We start from the raw sequence: 21,662 nt of genomic DNA on the forward strand, positions 1-21,662 counted from the left end.
GCTCAGCCGGCCGACTTGACGAGTTCGTCGATCGCGTACGGCAGGGAGAGCAGGGTGCCCTGGGACATGGCCGCGCCGACGGCCGGGCCCTCGCTGTCCAGGAGGTAGGAGACCTTGCCGTTCTTGACCGCGTTGAGGTTGGTGAAGAGCTCGAACTTCTTCAGGGCTTCCTGGTCCGCCCTGTCGGCGATGACGAAGATGCGGTCCACGTCGACGAGGTCCATCCGCTCGGGGGAGAGCGTGGTGTAGAACTTGCCGTCGGCGATGGCGTCGATCTCGGTCCGGCCCTTGTAGCCGATGCCCGTCACCAGCCGGCCGCGTACGTCGGTGGTGGTGAAGGGGGCCACCGAGTCCTTGTACCAGGACAGTGCGACGGCGGTCTGGTTCGCGAAGCCGGGGTGGGCCCGCTTGGCCGTGTCGAGCTTGTCCTGGATGCCCTTGACCAGTTCGGTGCCCTTGGCCTCCTGGCCCAGGGCCTTGGCGATGTGGACGGCGTTGTCCTGCCAGGGGGCGCTGAACGGCTCCTTCTCTGCCTTGGTCCGGCCCACCGTCGGCGCGATCTTGGAGAGCTTGTCGTAGGCGGCCCGGTCGATCTCGGAGTAGACCGCGACGATCAGGTCCGGCCGCAGGGCCGCGATCTTCTCGTAGTTCGGGCCGGCGTCGCCGTTGTTCATGACGACCTCGGGGCGGGTGTCGCCCCACTTGTCCTTGGTCCAGGGCCACTGGGTGTTGATGTCGGGGCTCGTGCCCGGCGGGTTCGGGTACTGGTCGACCATGCCCACCGGCTTGATGCCGAGCGCGAGGACCGCCTGGTCGTCGGTGTAGCCGACGGAGACGACCCGCTTCGGTGCCTTGGCCACCGTGGTGGATCCGAAGGCGTGCTCCACGGTGACCGGGAAGGTGCCGGCCGCGGCGGCCGGGGCGTCGTCGCTCTTCTTGTCGGCCGGGTCCGCCGGGTCGGAACCGCATCCGGCCAGGAGCCCGATCCCGAGCGCCGCGGCGGCCAGCGCCGCTGCCGGCCGCGTCCGGGGGGTGGTGGCTGACGTTCGATGGAGGAGCATCCGCAATCCCTTGCTTTCGTGCTGTCCATGGCACCCCCGGCCGGAGGCAGACACACAGTAGCGCGCTCAACTAAGGCTAGCCTAGCCTTACTTGAACCGTATCTTTGTCCATCACATCAGGCCGGACGTGGGCGCGGCCGATCGGCACGATGAGGGGCCTGTCCCCCACCGGGTCGTCGATCACCTTGGCACGCAGTCCGAACGCCTCGTGCAGCACGTCGGCGGTGATGACGTCGCGCGGGTGACCCTGCACCAGGACGGAACCCGCCTTCATCACGATGAGGTTGTCGCTGTAGCGCGTGGCCAGGTTCAGGTCGTGCAGCACCAGGACCACCGTGCACCCCGACTCGTGCAGGTCGTCCACGAGATCGAGCACGTCGATGGCGTGCGCCAGGTCCAGGTAGGTCGTCGGCTCGTCGAGGAGCAGCAGGTCCGTGCCCTGAGCCAGCGTCATGGAGATCCACACGCGCTGGCGCTGGCCGCCGGACAGCGCGTCGACGGGGCGGTCGGCCAGGTCCGAGACGCCGGTCATGGCCAGCGCGCGTTCCACGACGTCGGCGTCGTCCGAGGACCACTGCCGCAGCCAGCTCTGGTGCGGGTGCCGCCCGCGCGCGACCAGGTCGGCCACGGTGAGGCCCTCCGGCGCCACCGGGGCCTGCGGGAGCAGACCGAGCTTCCTGGCCACGTCCCGGGTCCGCAGCCGGGCGATGTCGTCACCGTCCAGGACGACGCTGCCCCGGGTCGGTTTGAGCAGCCGCGACAGGGTCCGCAACAGGGTGGACTTCCCGCAGCCGTTGGAGCCGATGATCGTGGTGATCACCCCGGGCGGAATGGTCACGTCCAGGTCGTCGATGACGACCCGCCCCCCGTACCCGACGGTGACCCCGCGGGCGGCGAGCCGCGCGGTTCCGCCTCCCCCGGACGCGATCCCGGTGACGTGCTCAACGGCCACGGTTCCCCCTTGCTCCAAGCCTGTCCGTACATGTCTCGATCAACGAAGGTTGGCCCGCACCAGCAGGTACACGAGGAAGGGGCCGCCGATCGCGGCGGTGACCACACCCACCGGCAGGGTCATCGGCAACGCCGTCCGCGCGACCAGGTCCGCGCCGATCAGCAGCAGAGCCCCGGTGATGCCCGAGGCCACCATCGGCGGCGTCGGGCACCTGGTCAGGCGCATCGCGACCTGCGGTGCGACCAGCGCGACGAAGGACACCGGTCCGGCCGCGCTCACCGCGACCCCGGCCAGCAGCACCGCGCACAGCAGCAGGACGGCGCGCACCGCCGTGTGGCGCACGCCCAGGCCCGCGGCCATGTCGTCGCCGAGGTGCAGCGGCTTGAACTGGAAGGCGACGCCGGCCACGACGGCCATGAGGGCGAGCGTGCACCACAGGGCCACCCGTACGTCGTCCCACGAGCGGTTGTCCAGCGAACCGATCAGCCAGGCCTGCGCCCGGGCCACGTCCCTGATGTCGGCCGTCACCAGCAGCCAGGTCGTGATCGCCTCCATCACCGCGCTCACCGACAGGCCGATGAGGATGAGCCGGAAGCCGTCGATCCCGCGCCGCCAGGCCAGGACGTACACCAGGAGGCCGGTACCGAGACCACCCGCAAGAGCGGCCCCGGACAGGCCCACGGAGTTGACGACCGCGGTGGCGGTACCGCCCGACACCGTCACCAGGAACACGGCGACCGCTCCGGCGCCCCAGGTGATGCCGAGGATGTCGGGGCTGGCCAGCGGGTTGCGCGCGATGGACTGGGTGATCGCCCCGGACATGCCCAGGGCGACGCCCACCACGCAGCCGGCCAGGGCGCGCGGCATCCGCAGGTCCATGATCACGAACTCGTCGACCTGCTCGCCCCGGCCCAGGAGGGTGGCGACCACCCGGGGCAGTCCGATGGGGAAGTCCCCCACGCCGATGGAGAGGCAGAAGAGGAGGAACGTCGCCGCCGCGAGCAGCAGCGTGGTGCAGACGAGCCAGGGCCTCCAGACGAAGGAGACCCGGCCGAACCGCACGCCGGGGGGCACCGACGGTTTCACCCGGGCGGCGCCCGTGCCGGTCGGGCTCGTGTCCGTCGCGCTCGTGTCCGTTGCGCTCATGTCCGTTGCGCTCATGTCCGTTCCGTTCATGCGCTCTTGAACTTGCCGCGCCACACCAGGACGGCGAAGAAGGGGGCGCCGAGGAGCGCCACGACGACACCCGCGTCCAGCTCGCCCGGCCGTACCAGCAGGCGCCCGGCGATGTCGCAGACCAGCAGGACGATGGCGCCGAGGAGCCCCGCGTACGGCACGAGCCAGCGGTAGTCCGGCCCGGTGAGGTAGCGGGCCACGTGCGCCACCATGAGCCCGAGGAACGCGATGGAGCCGCATGCCGCGGTCGCGGCGCCGGCCAGCAGGGTGATGGCGAGGATCCCGATGGTCCGGTTCAGGGCGATGTTCACGCCGAGGCCCCGGGCCACGTCGTCGCCGAGGTTGAGCAGGTTGACGGCGGGCAGGGTGGTGAGCGCCAGCAGCAGGCCGGCGGCGATGAACGCGGTCACCGGCCAGATGACGCCGAATCCCACGCCGGCCACCGAGCCGGCGTTCCAGAAGCGCAGCGCGTTCAGCGACGCCTTGTCGGACAGTGCGACCGCCGTGGTCATGGCGGCGAGGAACACGGTCACGCCCTGCCCGGCCAGGGCGAGCGTCAACGGGTTGCCCGCGCCCCGGCCGATGCTCGCCAGCCCGAACACGACGACGCCCGCGACCGCCGCCCCGGCGAAGGCGAACCAGACGTACTGGAACGGGTTCGCGAAGCCGAGGACGGCGATCGCGGTGACCACGGCGAAGGAGGAGCCCGCGTTCACGCCCAGCAGGCCCGTGTCGGCGATCGGGTTGCGCGTGTACCCCTGGATGAGCGCCCCGCCCACCCCCAGGGCGATCCCGGCCACGGTGGCGAGCACCGTGCGGGGGATCCGTACGGTCTGCACGATGAGCCGGATCTCGGTGAGCCGCCGGTCGGAGTCGGGGCCGGCCGACAGGCCGTACCAGACCTCGGACGGGCTCAGCCCTCGCGCACCGACGCCCAGCGACACCACCATCGCGGTCAGGAGGATCAGCACCAGGGCGAGCACACCGACGACTCGCCGCCTGCGCACCCGGGACGTGCCCGTGGGCAGGGGACGTTCCACTGCAATCGTGCCCATGTCGCCGTACGTCATCCCTTCGCTCCACCGGCGGACCGGTGTCGGCCGATCCGTGCCCGCGGTCAGCGGGCCTTGGTGCCACCGGTACCGCCGACGACCGTGCGGGCCTCGTCGGAGCCGGGCTTGAGGCCCCGGCCCAGGAGGGAGTCCAGGATCTCGCCCACCCTGACGGCGGTGTTGGAGAGCAGCGAGGAGGTGATGCCGTGCGTGTGCTCCGTACCGCCCTGTACGTAGATGCCGCAGCGCAGCGCGGGATCGGTGGCGATGCGGTAGTCGCGCTCGACCCGGACGCGGCCCGAGGCGTCGCGCAGGCACCGGCCGGCGACCTCGCCGAGGAGGCCGAGCGGGTCGGCGGGGCGGTAGCCGGTCGCGAAGACCAGGACGTCCGCCTCCAGGGAGGTCTCCTCGCCGGTGACCAGGGACCGCACGGTGGCGTGGACGCCGGCCGGGGTCTCCCTGACGTCGGTGAGCCGGGACACGTTGAGGAAGCGCAGGCGCTCGGTGCCGAGGACCTTCTCCTGGTACATCTGCCGGTACAGGTCGTCGATCAGGTCGATGTCGACGACGGAGTAGTTGGTGTTGCCGTGGTAGTCCATCAGCCGGCGCTTGACGTCCTCGGGCGCGGCGAAGAATTCGCCCACGGCCTCCGGGTCGAAGATGCGGTTGGCGAAGCCGCTGTCGTCGGCGGGGCTGTAGCCGTAGCGGGAGAACACCGCGCAGACCTCGGCACCGGGGAAGCGACGGTGCAGGTAGGCGACGTTCTCGGCGGCGCTCTGCCCTGCGCCGACGACGATGAACCGCGAGGGGGCGGTGCCGTCCAGGCCGTCGACCTTCGTCAGGAGGTCGGAGTTGTGCCAGACGCGCCCGGTGCGCTCCACCCCGTCCGGCATGGAGGGGCGCAGGCCCGTGCCTATGACGACGTTGCGGGCCCGGTGGAGTGCGAGGCCCTCGCCGGAGCGGACCGTGACGTCCAGGTACTCCACCGCTCCGTCCCGGGTGACGGGCGTGATGCCGACGACCTCGTGGCCGTAGGACACCATGGCGTCGACCTTGTCGGCCGCCCATTCGAAGTAGTCGTGGAACTCGACGCGCAGCGGGAAGAGGTTCTTGTGGTTGATGAAGTCGACCAGCCGCCCCTTGCTCTTGAGGTAGCACAGGAAGCTGAATTCGCTCGCCGGGTTCCGGAGCGTCACCAGATCCTTGAGGAAGCTCACCTGCATGGTCGCGTCGTCGATGAGCATGCCGCGGTGCCAGCCGAAACGGGGCTGCTGCTCGAAGAAGTGGGCGTTGATCGTTTCCCGTCCGCTGCCGCGTGAGTTGTGCTCGCTGACCGCGATGGCCATGGCCACGTTGGACGGCCCGAAGCCGATTCCAATGAGGTCGTGCACCATCGGGACGTCGCCGGGACGAACCTGTGCCATGTCACTCCCATCGTGCGAGGGCGGCCGCCGCGCCGTGGGGACGGGGGCCGTCGGTCGAGCGTCCGCCGGGCCCGGAATCCGGGCACGCCGACGGAGCCGCAACCGTGAGACTTAGGCAAGGCTAAGCTCATCAAGGCGATACTGTCGATAGGCAATGCGGGCGGTCACCCGTGCGAGTGATCTCCAACTCCCTTGCAAATGGGGCCCATTGCCAGCTTAGGCAAGCCTTGCTTTACTCGACATGACCAACCCCCTGTCTGAGGAGGAACCCCATGCGGGTCGTCATGTTCGGTTACCAGACCTGGGGGCACCGCACCCTGCAAGCCCTCCTGGACTCCGAGCACGACGTGGTGCTGGTCGTGACGCACCCCAAGAGCGAGCACGTCTACGAGAAGATCTGGAGCGACTCCGTCGCCGACCTCGCCGAGGAGCACGGGGTCCCCGTCCTGCTCCGCAACCGCCCGGACGACGACGAGCTGTTCGCCCGCCTGGAGGAGGCGGACCCGGACATCATCGTCGCCAACAACTGGCGGACCTGGCTCCCCCCGCGCGTCTTCGGCCTCCCGCGCCACGGCACGCTCAACGTGCACGACTCGCTGCTGCCGAAGTACGCGGGCTTCTCACCCCTGATCTGGGCGCTGATCAACGGCGAGAGCGAAGTCGGCGTCACCGCGCACATGATGAACGACGAGCTCGACGCCGGCGACATCGTGCGGCAGGAGTCCGTGCCGGTGGGGCCGAAGGACACCGCCACCGACCTGTTCCACCGTACCGTCGACCTCATCGCGCCGGTCACCGTCGGGGCGCTCGACCTCATAGCCTCCGGGCAGCGGGAATTCGTCCGCCAGGACCGCTCGCAGGCGAGCTTCTTCCACAAGCGCTCGGTCGAGGACAGCCGCATCGACTGGACCTGGTCCGCCGAGGAGCTGGACCGCCTCGTCCGCGCCCAGTCCGAGCCGTACCCCAGCGCCTTCACCTACCACCGTGGCCGCCGCATCGAGGTCCTGGCCGCGTTCGTGTCGCAGGGTCGGTACGGCGGCACGCCCGGCCGCGTCTTCTACCGCGAGGGCGACGGAGTGGTCATCGTCGCCGGCGCCGACGCCCGCGCCGGCCGCAACCACGGGCTCGCCATCACCCGGGTGCGGACCGAGGACGGGCGCGAGCTGCCCGCGGCCGACTACTTCACGACCATGGGCGGCTACCTGACCGCGCGTCCCTGACGGGGGGGGCCGCGCCCCGGCGGTCGACGAGAACAACAGCACCTTCGTCCCCCACCCCGTCGCCCCCGTCGCCCCCGTGGTCCCGGGCAACGGCTGACGGACCGGAATCCGGCGGGAACCGGGCCGGGGCGGCATCCGACCACCTGCGCGGAGGCGGAGCGGTGGCTCCGTGCGCGAATCCTCGGATCAGGGAATGTCGATGGCCGATGAACAGCAGTCCGCAGTCCAGGCTCCCGCGTCCACGGGGCGGTGGGGTCCACCCCCGGCGCTGACGGGCTTCGTGGTGCTCCTCCTGGCGATGTTCGCCCTCGCCCACGGGATCGGTACCGCGGCCGGGCCGGTGGCCCCCGGCATGCGCAGCACCGTGGGCGACGGCCGTACTTCGGGGCCGTACGGTCCCGCCGGCGGGGGCATGGGCGTGCACCCCGGGGGTGGCCGGTGACGGCGGAGGGGAGCACGGTCGCCGGGGTGACCACCGACCTCGTCGTCCGGGGCATGACCTGTGCGGCGTGCGTGAACCGGGTGGAGAAGCGGCTGGCCCGCATCGACGGGGTGACGGCCGCGGTCAATCTGGCCACGGGCCGGGCACGCGTCCACCACCCGGCGCACGTCCCGCCCGGAGACCTCCTGACCGCGGTCGAACGAGCCGGATACGCCGCGGAGTTGGCGGCAGCGCCACCGGTACCGCGGGCGGCGACGGCATCCGGTCCGGCCGTCCGGACCGGCACGCCCGGGCCCGACGACCCCGACGACCCCGACGACCCCGCCGGTCCGACGCGGGCGCAGGCCCGCAAGGACCGCGAACGGCTCCTGATCACCGCCCTGCTCTGCCTGCCGGTCCTCCTGCTGTCGATGGTGCCCGCCCTGCAGTTCCGCAACTGGCAGTGGCTGTGCCTGGTACTGGCGGCCCCCGTGGCGGTGTGGAGCTCCCTGCCGTTCCACCTCGGAGCGGCCCGCGGGCTGCGGCACTCCGCGGCCACCATGGACACCCTCGTCTCGCTCGGCGTCATCGCGTCCTTCGCGTGGTCGCTGTACGCGCTGTTCCTCGGAGGCGCGGGCGAGCCCGGCATGCGGATGCCGTTCAGCCTCCTCCCCTCCGCCGGCACGGAGACCGCGCACGTCTACCTGGAGGCCGCGGTCGCCGTCCCGCTCTTCGTGCTCACCGGCCGTCGGCTGGAGGCGCGTGCCCGGCGCGGCACGGGGGCGGCCCTGCGCTCCCTCGCAGGCCTGGCCGCCAAGGACGTGACGGTGAGCGAGGGCGGCAGGGAACGCCGGATGCCCATGGACGAACTCGTACCGGGACAGGGGTTCGTCGTCCGGCCCGGGGAGCGGGTCGCCACCGACGGCGTGGTGGTCTCGGGCAGTTCGGCGCTGGACCTGTCGCTGATCACCGGGGAGAGCGATCCCGTCGAGGTGGGCCCCGGCCGGGCGGTGGTGGGCGGCGCCGTCAACATGGGCGGACTGCTCCTCGTCCGGGCCACGGCGGTCGGCGCCGAGACCCGCCTGGCCCGGATCACGCGCCTGGTCACGGAGGCCCAGGCGGGCAAGGCGCGGGCCCAGCGCCTGGCCGACCGGGTGGCCGGCGTCTTCGTGCCCGTCGTGCTCTCCCTCGCCGTCACCGTGCTCGGCTTCTGGCTCGGCGCCGGGGCCGACCCCCAGGCGGCCGTCACCGCGGCCGTCGCGGTCCTCGTCGTGGCCTGCCCCTGCGCCCTGGGCCTGGCCACCCCCACTGCCCTCATGGCCGCGACCGGCCGCGGCGCCCGCCTCGGCATCCTGGTCAGGGGGCCGCGGGCACTGGAGGCCCTGCGGCACGTCGACGTGATCGTGCTGGACAAGACCGGCACCCTCACCACCGGTCACATGTCCGTCGCCCGGGTCACGGGGACCGCCGGCGGGATGGGCCGGGAGGCGGCCCTCCGGCTGGCCGGGGCGGTCGAACAGGGCTCCGAGCACCCGCTGGGCCGCGCGGTCGTCGCGTACGCGCAGCGCGTCGCGGCCGGGGACCCGCTGCCCCCGGTCACCGGTTTCCTGGCCGTCCCCGGCCGCGGTGTGACGGGGACGGTGGAGGGCCGCCGGGTGGAGGTGGGCACGCCCGGCGAGGGCCTGCCCGCCTCGCTGGCGCACGCACTGGCCGAGGCGGAGGCCGCCGCGCTCACCCCGGTCCTGGTCCGGGTGGACGGCTTCGACGAGGCGCTCATCTCCCTGGGCGACGTCCTGCGGCCCGGCAGCTACCGGGCGGTGGACCGGCTGCGGCGGCTCGGTGTGGAGCCGGTCCTGGCCACCGGCGACCGTGGGGCCACGGCGCGGGCCGTCGCCCGCGAGCTCGGCATCACCCGGGTGCACGCGCACTGCACTCCGGAGGGCAAGGCGGCGCTGGTCCGGGACCTGCGCGGCGGCGGGCGCCGGGTGGCAGTGATCGGGGACGGCGTCAACGACGCGGCGGCCCTGGCGGAGGCGGATCTCGGGATCGCGATGGGCAGCGGCACCGACGTGGCCATCGGGGCCGCCGACGTGACCCTCGTACGGGGCGACATCGAGGCCGTCGCCGACGCGGTCCGTCTCGCCCGCCGCACCCTGGCGACGATCCGGCTCAACCTCGTCTGGGCGTTCGGCTACAACGCGGTGACCGTCCCGCTGGCGGCCGTGGGGCTGCTGGGCCCGATGATCGCCGCCGCGGCGATGTCCGCCAGCTCGCTCCTCGTGGTGGCCAACAGCCTGCGCCTGCGCACCTGGCAGCCCGCGCCGAAACGCCCCGGCACCTCCGTACGAAAGGCACCCCGTTGACGCACCTCCTGCGCGTTGCGATCCGGACGGCCTGCCGGGCGGTGAACGCGATGGTGAAGGCGGTGGCGGAAGGCCGCGGACCCAGCCGTCGCAGCCTGCGCGAGGGGCTGGTCGCCGCGCTGGTACCCGTGATGACCTGTCTGGCGATGCTGGTGGGGCTGACGGCCTGGACCAAGGCGGGGGCCGCGGGCAGCCCGGCGCGGATCGACGTCGGTGTGGGCCGGGTCCTCCTCCCCGCGCCCGGCACGGAGCGCACCACCGCCTTCTTCCGGATCGCCAACACGGGCGACTCCGACGACCAGTTGGTCGGGGTGACCTCGCCGGTCGCGGACGAGATCACGCTGAACCGGCACGAGCGGGCCGGCGAGGAGGGCGCGGCGACGCGCACGGTGTCCTCCGCGACCGTCCCGGCGGGCGACTTCCTGGTCATGAACCCGGCCACCCTGGACCTGACGATCAAGGTCAAGAGCCTTCGGCAGGTGGGCGACGCCGTGCCGTTCGTGCTGCACTTCCGCCGCAGCGGACCGGTGGACGCGGTCGCGTTCGTGGTCCGCCCGCGCCTCTAGATCATGTGCCGCCCGGCCCGTGGTTCACCCGTCGGGACCAGTCGGGCCGCACCGGTGCGGTGGCGGCGTGCGGTGAGGACAGGGAGGCGGGCCGGGCTTAGCGTGGCGTGTGGGGAGTCGGCCATCGCCGACGAACGGCAGACGTCACGGCAGGAGGGTCGGCCATGAGTACGGTGCAACCTGAGGGCGCGCGGTCGCCGGACGGGGACGCGGAGGCCTACGAGGTCGTCTTCGCGGCCGCGGACGGGGTCGGCGAGGACGTCGTCCGGATGACCCGCACCAGCGCCGCGGGGCCGGGCGGCCATCCGGTCTACGAGGACGCCACCGGCATCGTCCGGGCGGAGATCAGCAGCGGCGGCGAGGTACGGGTGCTGGCGACGGGCGGGGGCCAGGAGCCGGCCCGCGTGCTGCGGGCCCGGCCGGTGACCTGACGGCGACGGCGCGGCCCCCGCCCGTGCGCCGGCTCCGCAGGACGCGAGGGCCGCCGCAGCCACTACCGGATCACCCCCGGTACGGAATTCCGCCATCCGGCCGAGGCCGGGCACGGCGTCGCGGGGTTCCTCGCGCTCTGCACGGATCCGCACGGCCCCGGCGGGGTCCCGGGACGTCAGCGCGGGACGCGCACGTGGATCGTCTTCCCTCCGGCCGCGTGGTGACGGATCTCCACGTCCGTACCCAGCCGGTTGACCAGGTGCCAACCCCAGCCGCCCTCGCCGTGCCGGCCGGACCTCCGGGACACGGGCTCCGCGTCGCTGGTGTCCGTCACCTCGATGTCGATCCCCTCCGACGCGAGACGGACCTCCAGCAAGCAGCCCCCGCTCGTATGGCGGACGGCGTTCGTGACGAGTTCGCTGATCAGCAGCAGCGCCGTGTCCGTCGCCAGGGGCGGCAGGGGCGCGCTGCCGGTCGCGGCAGCGGCGAGGTGGGCCCGGGCCGCGCGCCGGGCCTGCGCCGCCGCGCTCCGGCCGTGCAGGTCGAGGTGCAGTATCAACTGGAGAGACATGGACCCCGCTCTCCCGGACCGTAGGGGCTCTCCTGGAACCGCCCGGACGGGCGCGCCTTCCGGCACCGGTCCGGTCGTTCGGCTTCCTGGGGCACCTGCCCGCCGCGTCCGTCCTTCACTCCTCCGCCCGTCCGTGCTCCCCCGGGCACGTAGGGCTGCTCCCCCGGGCGGGGGCCGGAGCGTCAGCCGACGGGGTCCGCCTCGGCGGTACGGGCGGACAGGGGGGCGGCGATGTCCTCCAGGGAGCGGCCCTCGGCCGCGACGGCGTAGAAGACGGCGACGAGACCGGCCGCCACCATCAGCCCGGCGCCGATGGAGAAGGCGAGGACCGCGTCGGAGACGACGCCGCTGGAGGTGAGCCCGGCGAAGATCAGCGGTCCCGAGATGCCGCCCGCCGCCGTGCCGATGGCGTAGAAGAAGGCGATCGACATGGCCCGGGTCTCCATCGGGAAGATCTCGCTGACGGTCAGGTACGCCGAACTGGCCCCGGCGGAGGCGAAGAAGAGCACCACGCACCAGCAGGCGGTCATGGTCACGGCGGTGAGCCGTCCCGCGCCGAAGAGCCAGGCCGTCGCGAACAGCAGCACACCGGACAGGATGTAGGTGCCGGCGATCATCGGCCGCCGGCCGAGCGTGTCGAACAGCCGGCCCAGGAACAGCGGGCCGAGGAAGTTGCCGAAGGCCACGACGGCGAAGTAGTAGCCGGTCACCGCGCTGGACACGTCGAAGAACGTGACCAGGATGGATCCGAAGCCGAAGGTGATCGCGTTGTAGAGGAAGGCCTGCCCGACGAAGAGGGAGAGGCCGAGGACGGCGCGGCGCGGGTAGGTGCGGAACACCGTCCTCGCGATCTCCCCGAAGCCGATGCTGCGCCGCACGGTGATGGTGATGGCCCGGTCGGGCTCGGGCAGCCGTCGTCCGCTCTCCGCCTCCACCTGGCGCTCGACGTCCGCGACCAGGTCCTCCGCCTCCTGCGTACGGCCGTGGATGAACAGCCAGCGCGGGCTCTCCGGGACGTGACGCCGTACGAGCAGGATGACCAGGCCCAGGACCACCCCGAGGGCGAACGTCAGACGCCAGCCCACCGACGGGGCGAAGATCTCGGTGTTGAGGGCGACCACCGACAGCAGGGCACCCGCGACCGCGCCCAGCCAGAAGCTGCCGTTGATGATCAGGTCCACACGGCCGCGGTACTTGCTGGGGATCAGCTCGTCGATCGCGGAGTTGATCGCCGCGTACTCGCCGCCGATGCCGAAGCCGGTCAGGAAGCGGAAGAGGAAGAACCACCAGGCGGAGAAGGAGAGGGCCGTCAGGGCCGTCGCGCCGAGGTACACCGCCAGCGTGATCAGGAAGAGCTTCTTGCGGCCGAAGAGGTCGGTCAGCGGCCCGAAGAACAGGGCTCCCGAGCACGCGCCCGCCACGTACAGCGCGGCCGCGAGACCGGTGACCTGCGCGTCGGTGATCGACAGGCCGCTGCCGTCCTCGGACAGCCGGCTGGCGATGCTGCCGACGACGGTGACTTCCAGGCCGTCGAGGATCCAGACGGTGCCGAGCCCGATCACGATCATCCAGTGCCACCGTGACCAGGGCAGCCGGTCCAATCGGGCGGGCACCTTGGTGGTGACGGTTTCCGTGTTCGTTGACGCTCCTGTCCCGGACATGCCGGGCGTCTGCCCTCGACGATCAGCGGCAAACGGGGTCAGGACGCCGGCGCGTCCGGACCCGTACCGCGGGTCACCTCGGTCACCTTGACGTCCTCCGTCTCCGGGGCACCGAAGGCCTCGGCGACGACTCCGTCACCCCCGGCGGTGACGTCGAGGGCGACGTGGCCGCCCAGCACGCGCAGGTCGATCCTGACCCGGGGCGCGCCCGCGCGGTCCGGCATCCGGTGGATGCGCCCGGCGGGGTAGTCGAGTCCCGCCAGCTGCTGTCGCAGGGCTTCGTGGCCGGCCGGCTTCGTGCCCTTGAACGCCTCGCGGACCCGCTTCACGTGCTCGGCACCCACGCACTCCTCGGTCCCGGTGAGCGGCACCTCCCGGGCCGTCGCGGGCGGGGCGGCAGCGGCGTCCGGCTTCGCCGGGGGCGCCGCGCCGTCGAGCGGTACGGGGATGTCCCCGTCGGCGTTCGGGACGCCCGGCGGGGTCCGGCCCGGCCCGTACCGCGGCGTGGGCACGGCCTCCGCGCCCGGCAGGTCCTCCGGCCTGGGGACACCGCCCCCGTCCGTGGCGCCCGGGGCGCAGCCCTGGGCGGTGCGGGTCATGAGGGCGAGGAAGCGCACCTCCTGATCGCCGCCCGGCCCCGACGGGTCCGACGCCTCGTCCCCCACCGCGCTGCCGGCGGAGGCCCGTTCGTGAGTGCCGTTCTGGGCGCCGCAACCGGAAAGGACCAGGCAGCCGAGCGCGGCCGCCAGTACGGGCTTCAGGAGAGTCGTCGATCGCATGCAGGAATCATGCGCGAGCCCCCACACCGCGTAAATGAGTACGCGTACTCATCGTGTCCGGGCCCCGACCATCAACAAAAACCGCAGTTTTGATCGGGCCGCCGGGGCTTTGCGGACAACAAAAGCCCTCCCTACGGTCCTGCTTGTCGATCACCGCCGGTCGACTCGATCGAGAGGGAAACACACCCATGCGCAGAACTGCGCTCCCCGTCGTGGCCGCCGTGTCCCTGGCCCTGCTGCTGCCGCAGCAGATGGCCTCGGCCACCGAGGTCCCCACGCAGCCCCTAGCCCAGGGCGAGATCCAGAACATCGGCCCGGGCATGTACGTGTCCGAGAGCAACAGCTACCAGATCGCCGAGAACGACGTGCCCGCGGGCCTCATGGGCCGCTCCCACACGATCGTCGGTCAGGCCCAGGGCGTCTCGCAGGCCCAGGACGCCCCCACCACCCGATCCGACCTCGGGGTGTTCGGACCCAGCTGGGAGGCCGAGTTCCTCGGCGGGCAGCTCAACCGGAAGCTGGCGACGGGCAACGGTGCGATCACCACGACGTACCTGGACACCAACGAGTCCACCCGCTACGACCTGACCGACTCGGTCGCCGGCCCCAACGGCGGCAGCGCCAACACCTACAAGGCGTCCGACGGCTCGACCGTGGTCGAGAGCATCACGTGGGACGACCTCGCGGGCACGCTGAAGACGACCGTCGTGGAGACCCTGAACGTCAACCTGACCGCCGTCGAGTCCGGTGACCAGGCCCCGGTCGACCAGTCGGGCAACCCGATCCCCGCGGCCGACCTGAAGACCTCCTTCACCTGGAAGCAGGTCGGCGGCACCGGCGACAACTGGCGCGTCACCGCGGTCGGCAGCAAGGCGTTCAAGCAGTCCACGGTCGCCTACGACGCCGTGGGCCGCGTCTCCACCGTCAAGGAGCCCGCCCGCGGGGAGACCCCGGCGCAGTCCCTCAAGGTCAACTACGCCACCGCCACCACCGCGTCCGGCAGCGCCCTCGGCGATGTGAACGGCCAGGTGAAGGACATCACCCTCACCGTCGACCAGACCGTGTCGACGCTGGCCCGCTACTCCTACGACACCTCCGGCCTGCTGCGGAAGGTCACCAACCCGGCCGAGGGCAGCGAGCTCAACGCCTACACCTACGACGGCAGCGACCGCGTCGCGACCGCCACCTCCGACAACGGCGCCCGCTGGGAGCTGACCTTCTCCGGTGACGCCGTGGCCCCGCAGGCGCAGGAGACCACGGGCACCGTCCCGGTGGCGGGCAGCGCGATGAGCGGTGCGCCCAGCATCTCCCAGGGCGACGGCATCACCCCGGCCGCCTCGGACTTCCGCGGCTCGGAGATCACCGACCCGCAGGCGTACCCGCGTTACTGCTCCACCGCCGTGTCGTGGATGTGGTACCAGTACAGCGGCTGCGCCACGAAGGTCGCGCACTACGGCTGGAAGAACCCGTACTGGAAGCAGACGCCCACCAAGGCATGGGTGATCGGCATCAACGGCGACCACTGCACGAGCGCCTCGGACAAGCCCGGAGGCTGGGACTTCCGTGCCGCCTGTGACTCGCACGACTACGGCTACGGCACCATCGGCAACAGCTACAAGGGCTACAGCTACTACCTGGACCGCAACAAGGGCATTTCCGTCGATGTCGCGTTCTACAACATCCTCTACAACAACACCTGCCCTGCCTACTTCTGGAAGGGTGCCTGCCGGTCGACCGCCTACACGTACTACACGGCCGTCTTCTACTTCGGACGCCCCAAGAACGGTGCTGACGCCACCTGATCCGTCAGCCGTCCCGGCCCCGTTGGACACGAGGGGGCCCGGCAACGAGAAAGCTTCGCTGCCCGGCCCCCTTTCGCGCGCCCGAAACCCCCTTCACCAGCTGGAGCAGTAAGTGAAAAGACCCGTATGGGCCGTGGTGACCGCCACCGCGGCGGCCCTGGTGCTCACCGCGATACCGGCGCCCGCCAACCCACTGGTCGGCACCAGCCCGGCCGCCGCGGCGCCGACCGGCCCGGTCGACCCGCCGCTCCTCGACGAGACGGCGAGCGGCGGCACCGTCCGCGTCAACGTCGTCACCGACCAGCGCACGGACCTGGCCTCGGCGTCCCAGGCGGGCCAGACCCTCGTGTCGTACGACACCCTGCCGATGGTCACCCTCCGCGTGAACCGCGCGGGTCTTGACGCACTGAACTCCAAGCCGGGCGTCCTCAGTGTCACCGAGGACGTCCCCGTCCCGCCGACGCTGAACGAGTCCACCGTCAAGATCGGCAGCGACAAGGCCGCCGCCGCCGGGAAGACCGGCGCCGGCACGGCCGTGGCGGTGCTCGACACCGGCGTGGCCACCAGGCACCCGTTCCTGTCGGGCCGGGTCAAGTCCGAGGCCTGCTTCTCCGTCAACGACGAGAGCTACGGCGCCACCAGCCTCTGCCCGAACGGCAGTGCCGAACAGGCGGGTACCGGCAGCGCCGACGCCGAGGCGGGCGCCTGCGCCACCCTGGGCGCCGCGTGCTCCCACGGGACGCACGTCGCCGGCATCGCCGCCGGCAACGGCGCCGGCATCAGCGGGGCGCCCACCCGCGGCGTCGCCCCCGGCGCGGACATCGTCGCCGTCCAGGTGTTCTCGAAGTTCGAGTCGGACGAGTACTGCGGCGCCGGAGCCAGCCCGTGCGTACTCAGCTTCACCAGCTCCCAGATCAAGGGACTGGAGAAGGTCCACGCGCTGAAGAAGGCCGGCACCAACATCGTCGCCGCCAACATGAGCCTGGGCGGCGGACGCTGGACGACGGCCTGCGCCGCCGACCCGCGCAAGCCGATCATCGACAGCCTGCTCGCGGAGAACGTCGCCACCGTCGTCGCGGCCGGCAACAACGGCTACACCGACGCCGTCAGCGCCCCCGGCTGCGTGTCCTCCGCCGTCACGGTGGGCTCCACCACCGACGACGACCAGGTCTCCACCTTCAGCAACCGCGGCCCGCTGCTGGACCTGTTCGCCCCCGGCACCTCGATCGTCTCCTCCGTGCCCGGCAACACCTACGCCGCCAAGAACGGCACCTCGATGGCCGCCCCGCACGTGGCCGGCGCCCTCGCCGTGCTGAAGCAGACCTACCCCACCGAGGGCATCGACAGCCTGGTCTCGCTCCTGGCCACCAGCGCCGCCTCGGTCACCTACACCGGTACGAGCACACCCCGCATCGACCTCGGCAAGGCCGTCACGGCGATCGAGCCGAAGCCCGAGGCGGACAAGAAGCCGCGTTCCTTCCAGGTCGACAACGACCTCGACGTGAACATCCCCGACGCCCCCACCGGGGCGGGCACGCCCGGCACCCCGGTCGTCTCGCCGGTGACCGTGACCGAATACCCGGGCAACGCGCCGAAGAACCTCACCGCGTCGGTCAACATCACCCACGCCTACCGCGGCGACATCAAGCTGGAACTCCTCTCGCCCACCGGCAAGACGTACCTGCTCAAGAACGCCAGCGCCTCCGACGGCGCCGACAACATCATCGCGCAGTTCGCCGTGGACGCCTCCGACTCGCCCGCCAACGGCGAGTGGAAGCTGCGGATGACCGACACCGACGACGGCGACGCGGGCAAGCTGACCACCTGGTCGCTGATCTTCCCGACGCCGTTCGAGAAGACCACCAGCCAGGTCATCCCCGACACCGGTACCCTCTCCTCGACCATCAACGTCTCCGAGATCCCCGGCAACGCCTCCGGCCCGCTCCAGGTGTACACGAACCTCACCCACACCAGGATCGGTGATCTGCGGCTCGTCCTCACCAGCCCCGACAACCGGTCCTTCACCCTCAAGCCGTACGGCTCCGAGGCCGGCGGCACCCTCCAGACCACGTACGGCGTGGACGCCACCGACGCGACCGCGAACGGCACGTGGACGCTGAAGGTCACCGACTCGGCCGGTGGTTCCACCGGGGACCTCAAGGGCTGGTCGCTCGGCTTCCCCTCGTACGAGAACCAGACCGTGAAGGCGGTCCCGGACAAGAACTACACGGAGATCTGGACCAAGGCCGACGGCCTGTCCGGTGTCGGATCCGACAACCTCCAGGTGTTCGTGCACGTCGAGCACCAGGCCCTGTCCAACCTCAAGATGGACCTGATCGCCCCGGACGGTTCCCTCCACCCCCTGAAGCCGGCCGGTACGAACGGCAACTCCACCGGGACGGGCGTCTTCAAGAAGACCTACACGGTCAACGCGACCGACCTGCCGGTCAACGGCTGGTGGAAGCTCCGCGTCGACGACGTCATCACCGGCAGCACCGGCACGGTCAACAACTTCGTCGTCAGGTTCTGAGCCGGCTCCCGGCACCCCCGACGACCGACGGCGAACGGCGCGCCTCCCGCACCCGCGGGTGCGGGGCGCGCCGCCCCCGCCCCGGACACGAAAGGCTCCCCGCACATGAAGAAGACCTCCCGCGCCCGCCTGGGCGCCGCGCTCGCCACGGTGACCGCGGCCACGGCGCTGGTGGCCGCCACCGCCACCGGCGCGTACGCGGCCGAGCACAAGGTCACCTCGAACTGCGACGTGACCTGGATCAACTGCGCTAACGAGCCCCTGCTGATGCTCTTCTACAACTCCAAGGAACTGGCCGTCAAGAACGGTTCCTACACCTCCAGTTGGGCCCAGTTCTACGGCAACGTCAGCGACTACACGGGAACCAGCCAGTACCAGGGTTCCACGCTCACCACCTTCCGGTACGTCTTCAACGGCAGCGGAACGGGCTCCTGGCAGTACGTGAAGAACAACGCCGCCTCGGTGCAGAACTGCTCGGGCACCGACGCCTACCGCGTCTACTTCAATTCCGGTTACGGCGGCACCTCCCAGTACTTCCAGAAGCGGGAGCCCTACGGCAGCTGCCCCTGGTCGAACCTGATCTCCGCGCTGAAGAACGAGAACGCCTCCCAGCACTTCGCCTGATCCGCCCGCCGCCCGCAGCACGCCCCTCCCCCTTCGAAAAGGAAGCCGTGACCGTGAAGTTCAACCAGCGCGCATCCGCCGCCGCGATCGTGGTGGTCGCGGCCACCAGCCTGCTGACCGCCTGCACCGGCGGCGGCACGCCGTCCGTCACCTCGGCGGAGCCCGTGGCCGGGGACCGGCCCCTGGTCGACCGGGCGAAGTGGCCCGGGGCCACCCCGGAGCGCGGTCTGGCCCGGGGACTGACGCTCCCGCTGGAGACCTACATGCAGACCTTCGAGGAGACGGTCGTCCTCGACGGGGCCGTACGGCAGCTCCAGGAGCGGTGCATGGCCGACTACGGTCTCCCGGTCCGGCTGCCGGTGGAGGGCACGAACCCGCCGCCCAGCGACAACGACGCGAACATGGAGCGCCGTTACGGCCTCACCGACCGGGAGGCGGCGGCCGCCTACGGGTACGGGCTGCCCGACGAGACCACCGAGCCGGTCCGGCAGAAGGTCCCGGAGCTGGAGCCGGCCGAGTTCGAGGTCCTGACCGGCCACAAGCTGCCCGCCGCCGCGAAGGGCGCTCCGCAGCAGAGCCCCGAGCGCGCCCGCGACACGTACAACGGCAAGAAGCTCCACGAGGGCGGCTGCACCCAGTGGGCGGCCCGGCAGATCGCGAAGCCCACGCAGGACGACCTCACGTTCGTCGCCGAGCTGAACGGCAACTCCTTCACCGAGTCGATGAAGCTGCCGGCCGTGACGAAGGCCCTGGCCGCGTGGTCGCAGTGCATGGACGGCAAGGGCCACAAGGGCCTCGCGACGCCGTTCGACGCCGCGAACCGGGTGCCCCACGTCGAGGGCCGGCCCTCCGCCGAGGAGATCGCCGTCGCCGTCGCCGAGGTCGACTGCAAGACGCAGACCGGTCTGGTCGACGTGTGGTTCAAGGAGGAGTCCGGGCTCCAGACCGCGCTCATCGCGCGGCACCTCGGCACGCTGGACCCGATCCGCGCCCGCAACGGCGCCGCGGTGAACGCGGCCGGGAACAAGGCCGGCCGCTGACCGCCAGTGCCCGCGCGGGCGCCCGGTCACGTGGAATGGGACACGATCTGGGTGACGACCCACCCGGCCCACGCCAGGGGGATCAGGGTCACGTAGGCGAGCGGCCGCCGCAGGACGGGCGGGCCCGTGTCGAGGTGGGTGCGGCCCGGGAGGGGCGTCGAGGGTTCGAGCGCGCGGTACTTGAGGTGGGCGACGAGGTTCCACACGAGGGTGAGCGGGTTGAGGATCACCAGGGAGAGCGGTCCCCACCAGCCGACGATGAGGCTCCGGTAGGTCATCTGCCGGACGACGGCCAGGCCGCAGTCCCGGCAGAACGGTCCGTCGAGGTGCTCGAACCTCATCATGATGAGGAAGCCGGTGTGGGCCCGGACCTTGAGGTCGAGCGCGGTACGGCCGCCACAGGCGCGGCAGACCGGCGGGGCGGCCCGGTCTGCGGGGGCGGCGTACGGGCTGCCGGTCACGGCAGCGGGTCCGGCCGGGTGGTGCGGTGTTGCCATGGTGGGACGGTTCTCCAAGTCTGCAGGTGGTACGAGGGCTGGGACGAGCGGACCGGAGCCTTCGGTTCCACCGCCTGGGGCGTGATCGGTTCAGGGGGAGCCCAGGCGGGCGAGGGCCGCGACGGTCAGGGCGCGGACGGCGGCCGGCAGGGCGGTGCGCGCGTCGGGGGCGAAGTCCGGTGCGTGGTTGGCCGGGAGGGCCGCCATCTTCTGCGCCGCGGTCGTGCCCGGCGCGCGGGACCAGGCGGCCGGGCCGACCGTGCCCACCATCCAGTAGCCGAGCCGGATGCCGCGCTCGCCGTGCACGTCCGTCCCCGCGTCGCCGAACAGGGCGAAGTCCTCCGTCGCCAGCGAGGGCGGCCACATCGCCACCCGCTCCGCCCCGAACTCGGCCGCGTGCGCGTCCCGTACGGCCGCCGTCAGCCGCGGATCCGGGTGGGTGACGGGGGAGGCGGACAGCCGCACGATCTCCGGTTCCCGGGGGCAGGCCGCTGCGGCGCACTCGGCGCGCACGATCCGCTCCACGGCCGCGGCCGCCCGGGCCAGCGAGGCCTCGCTCACCGCCCGTACCGTGATGCCCAGTTCGGCGCGGTCCGGGACGACGTTCGCCCGCTCTCCCGCCCGGAAGGAGCCGACGGTCACCGCCACCTGGTCCGCCGGGGCGGTCTCCCGGGCCACCACCGTCTGGAGCCTGGTCACCACGTGCGCGGCCGCCACCACCGGATCCACGGCGAGGTGCGGGGCGCCCGCGTGGCCGCCCCGGCCGTGCACCACGGCCCGGAGGGTGACGCTGCCCGCCGTCACGGGCCCGTACGCGTGCGCGACCATCCCCGCCGGGAGCGGCGCCGCGTGCTGGGCCAGGACGTCGTCGGGGCGGCCGCACCGCCGGTAGAGGCCGTCGGCCAGCATGGCCCGGGCCCCCTCCAGCGTCTCCTCGGCCGGCTGCCCGGCCACCACAAGGGTGCCGCGCCAGGCCTGCGGCGTCCGCGCCAGCAGCAGGGCGGCGCCCGTCGCCGCGGCCAGGTGCAGATCGTGCCCGCAGGCGTGCGCCGCCTCCCCGGTGGCGGCGTACGGCAGCCCGGTCGTCTCGCGCAGCGGCAGCGCGTCCAGTTCGGCCCGCAGCAGGACGGTGGGCCCGTCCCCGTTGCGCAGCACGCCCGCCACGCCGTGTCCGCCGATGCCCCGCGTCGTCGCGTACCCCGCCGACTCCAGCCGGCCGGCGAAGCGGTCCGCCGTGCGCCGTTCCGCCCCCGACAGCTCCGGGTCGCGGTGCAGCTCCAGGTAGAAGGCCGTCAGGTCGCGCAGGTGCGCGTCGAGCCGGGCGAGCGGGGCGGGTGCGGGGCCGGTCATGCGAGTCATGATCGGCCGTCGGTGCGGAGGCGGTCGCGACAGGGCGCTGACACCTCGTGTCAGCGGAGTGTCAGAGGGACGACGGGTCCGGTGACGGCGGCACCGGGTCTGATGGTGGCAGGCGCGGCGCAGCCCGGCGCC

General features: G+C 72.1%; 19 protein-coding genes. 9 read left to right on the forward strand and 10 right to left on the reverse strand.

Going from position 1 to position 21,662, the window contains the following annotated elements; genetic code table 11:
- Positions 1-2 precede the first annotated feature (2 nt).
- The 5 genes from AC2RP6_RS05555 to AC2RP6_RS05575 all read right to left on the reverse strand — a co-directional run bounded on the left by AC2RP6_RS05555 (position 3) and on the right by AC2RP6_RS05575 (position 5,665).
- On the reverse strand, positions 3-1,061 hold the full coding sequence (locus tag AC2RP6_RS05555; RefSeq protein WP_486445141.1) for an iron-siderophore ABC transporter substrate-binding protein: 1,059 nt from the start codon (positions 1,059-1,061) through the stop codon (positions 3-5).
- 76 nt (positions 1,062-1,137) lie between these two features.
- Positions 1,138-2,013 (reverse strand): ABC transporter ATP-binding protein, encoded by an 876-nt coding sequence (locus AC2RP6_RS05560; RefSeq protein WP_486445142.1) that lies wholly within the window; start codon positions 2,011-2,013, stop codon positions 1,138-1,140.
- A 39-nt stretch (positions 2,014-2,052) separates the two neighbouring features.
- On the reverse strand, positions 2,053-3,159 hold the full coding sequence (locus tag AC2RP6_RS05565; protein ID WP_486450227.1) for a FecCD family ABC transporter permease: 1,107 nt from the start codon (positions 3,157-3,159) through the stop codon (positions 2,053-2,055).
- A 26-nt stretch (positions 3,160-3,185) separates the two neighbouring features.
- Complete coding sequence (locus AC2RP6_RS05570) at positions 3,186-4,259, reverse strand: FecCD family ABC transporter permease (RefSeq protein WP_486445143.1); 1,074 nt, start codon at positions 4,257-4,259, stop codon at positions 3,186-3,188.
- Between the two features lie 47 nt (positions 4,260-4,306).
- Positions 4,307-5,665 (reverse strand): lysine N(6)-hydroxylase/L-ornithine N(5)-oxygenase family protein, encoded by a 1,359-nt coding sequence (locus tag AC2RP6_RS05575; protein ID WP_486445144.1) that lies wholly within the window; start codon positions 5,663-5,665, stop codon positions 4,307-4,309.
- 272 nt (positions 5,666-5,937) lie between these two features.
- Between AC2RP6_RS05575 and AC2RP6_RS05580 the strand changes: the two genes are divergently transcribed.
- The 5 genes from AC2RP6_RS05580 (at position 5,938) to AC2RP6_RS05600 (ending at position 10,666) form a co-directional block, all read left to right on the forward strand.
- Positions 5,938-6,885, forward strand: coding sequence for a methionyl-tRNA formyltransferase (locus AC2RP6_RS05580; RefSeq protein ID WP_486445145.1), 948 nt, complete (start codon positions 5,938-5,940; stop codon positions 6,883-6,885).
- Between the two features lie 199 nt (positions 6,886-7,084).
- Positions 7,085-7,327, forward strand: a complete 243-nt coding sequence (locus tag AC2RP6_RS05585; RefSeq protein ID WP_486445146.1) for a hypothetical protein — start codon at positions 7,085-7,087, stop codon at positions 7,325-7,327.
- A gap of 53 nt (positions 7,328-7,380) precedes the next feature.
- The gene (locus tag AC2RP6_RS05590; RefSeq protein ID WP_486450228.1) at positions 7,381-9,669 is read left to right on the forward strand and encodes a heavy metal translocating P-type ATPase; all 2,289 of its coding nucleotides are present in this window, start codon (positions 7,381-7,383) and stop codon (positions 9,667-9,669) included.
- Between the two features lie 50 nt (positions 9,670-9,719).
- The gene (locus AC2RP6_RS05595) at positions 9,720-10,235 is read left to right on the forward strand and encodes a copper chaperone PCu(A)C (protein WP_486445147.1); all 516 of its coding nucleotides are present in this window, start codon (positions 9,720-9,722) and stop codon (positions 10,233-10,235) included.
- 164 nt (positions 10,236-10,399) lie between these two features.
- Positions 10,400-10,666 (forward strand): DUF6296 family protein, encoded by a 267-nt coding sequence (locus tag AC2RP6_RS05600; RefSeq protein WP_486445148.1) that lies wholly within the window; start codon positions 10,400-10,402, stop codon positions 10,664-10,666.
- A gap of 176 nt (positions 10,667-10,842) precedes the next feature.
- On the opposite strand, the gene AC2RP6_RS05605 is transcribed toward AC2RP6_RS05600, so the two are convergent.
- From AC2RP6_RS05605 to AC2RP6_RS05615, 3 genes are all read right to left on the reverse strand, one after another.
- On the reverse strand, positions 10,843-11,238 hold the full coding sequence (locus AC2RP6_RS05605; protein ID WP_486445149.1) for an ATP-binding protein: 396 nt from the start codon (positions 11,236-11,238) through the stop codon (positions 10,843-10,845).
- A 182-nt stretch (positions 11,239-11,420) separates the two neighbouring features.
- On the reverse strand, positions 11,421-12,899 hold the full coding sequence (locus AC2RP6_RS05610) for an MFS transporter (protein WP_486445150.1): 1,479 nt from the start codon (positions 12,897-12,899) through the stop codon (positions 11,421-11,423).
- A gap of 38 nt (positions 12,900-12,937) precedes the next feature.
- Complete coding sequence (locus AC2RP6_RS05615) at positions 12,938-13,678, reverse strand: hypothetical protein (RefSeq protein ID WP_486445151.1); 741 nt, start codon at positions 13,676-13,678, stop codon at positions 12,938-12,940.
- Between the two features lie 188 nt (positions 13,679-13,866).
- On the opposite strand from AC2RP6_RS05615, the gene AC2RP6_RS05620 reads away from it, so the two are divergent.
- The 4 genes from AC2RP6_RS05620 to AC2RP6_RS05635 all read left to right on the forward strand — a co-directional run bounded on the left by AC2RP6_RS05620 (position 13,867) and on the right by AC2RP6_RS05635 (position 19,674).
- A complete protein-coding gene (locus AC2RP6_RS05620) occupies positions 13,867-15,480 on the forward strand; it encodes a phospholipase A2 (RefSeq protein WP_486445152.1) in 1,614 nt (537 codons plus the stop codon).
- Positions 15,481-15,592: 112 nt separating this feature from the next.
- Entirely contained in the window at positions 15,593-18,010 is a 2,418-nt protein-coding gene (locus AC2RP6_RS05625) for a proprotein convertase P-domain-containing protein (RefSeq protein WP_486445153.1), read from the forward strand.
- 105 nt (positions 18,011-18,115) lie between these two features.
- Positions 18,116-18,634, forward strand: a complete 519-nt coding sequence (locus tag AC2RP6_RS05630; protein WP_486445154.1) for a hypothetical protein — start codon at positions 18,116-18,118, stop codon at positions 18,632-18,634.
- Between the two features lie 53 nt (positions 18,635-18,687).
- The gene (locus tag AC2RP6_RS05635) at positions 18,688-19,674 is read left to right on the forward strand and encodes a hypothetical protein (protein ID WP_486445155.1); all 987 of its coding nucleotides are present in this window, start codon (positions 18,688-18,690) and stop codon (positions 19,672-19,674) included.
- 26 nt (positions 19,675-19,700) lie between these two features.
- Here the strand turns inward: AC2RP6_RS05635 and AC2RP6_RS05640 are convergent, their stop codons facing one another.
- Together AC2RP6_RS05640 and AC2RP6_RS05645 are read right to left on the reverse strand one after the other, a co-directional pair.
- Positions 19,701-20,171: a hypothetical protein gene (locus AC2RP6_RS05640; protein WP_486445156.1), complete on the reverse strand. Its 471-nt coding sequence runs from the start codon at positions 20,169-20,171 to the stop codon at positions 19,701-19,703.
- A 90-nt stretch (positions 20,172-20,261) separates the two neighbouring features.
- On the reverse strand, positions 20,262-21,521 hold the full coding sequence (locus AC2RP6_RS05645) for an amidohydrolase (protein WP_486445157.1): 1,260 nt from the start codon (positions 21,519-21,521) through the stop codon (positions 20,262-20,264).
- Positions 21,522-21,662: the final 141 nt, after the last annotated feature.

Source organism: Streptomyces sp. WAC03905, from assembly GCF_057371075.1.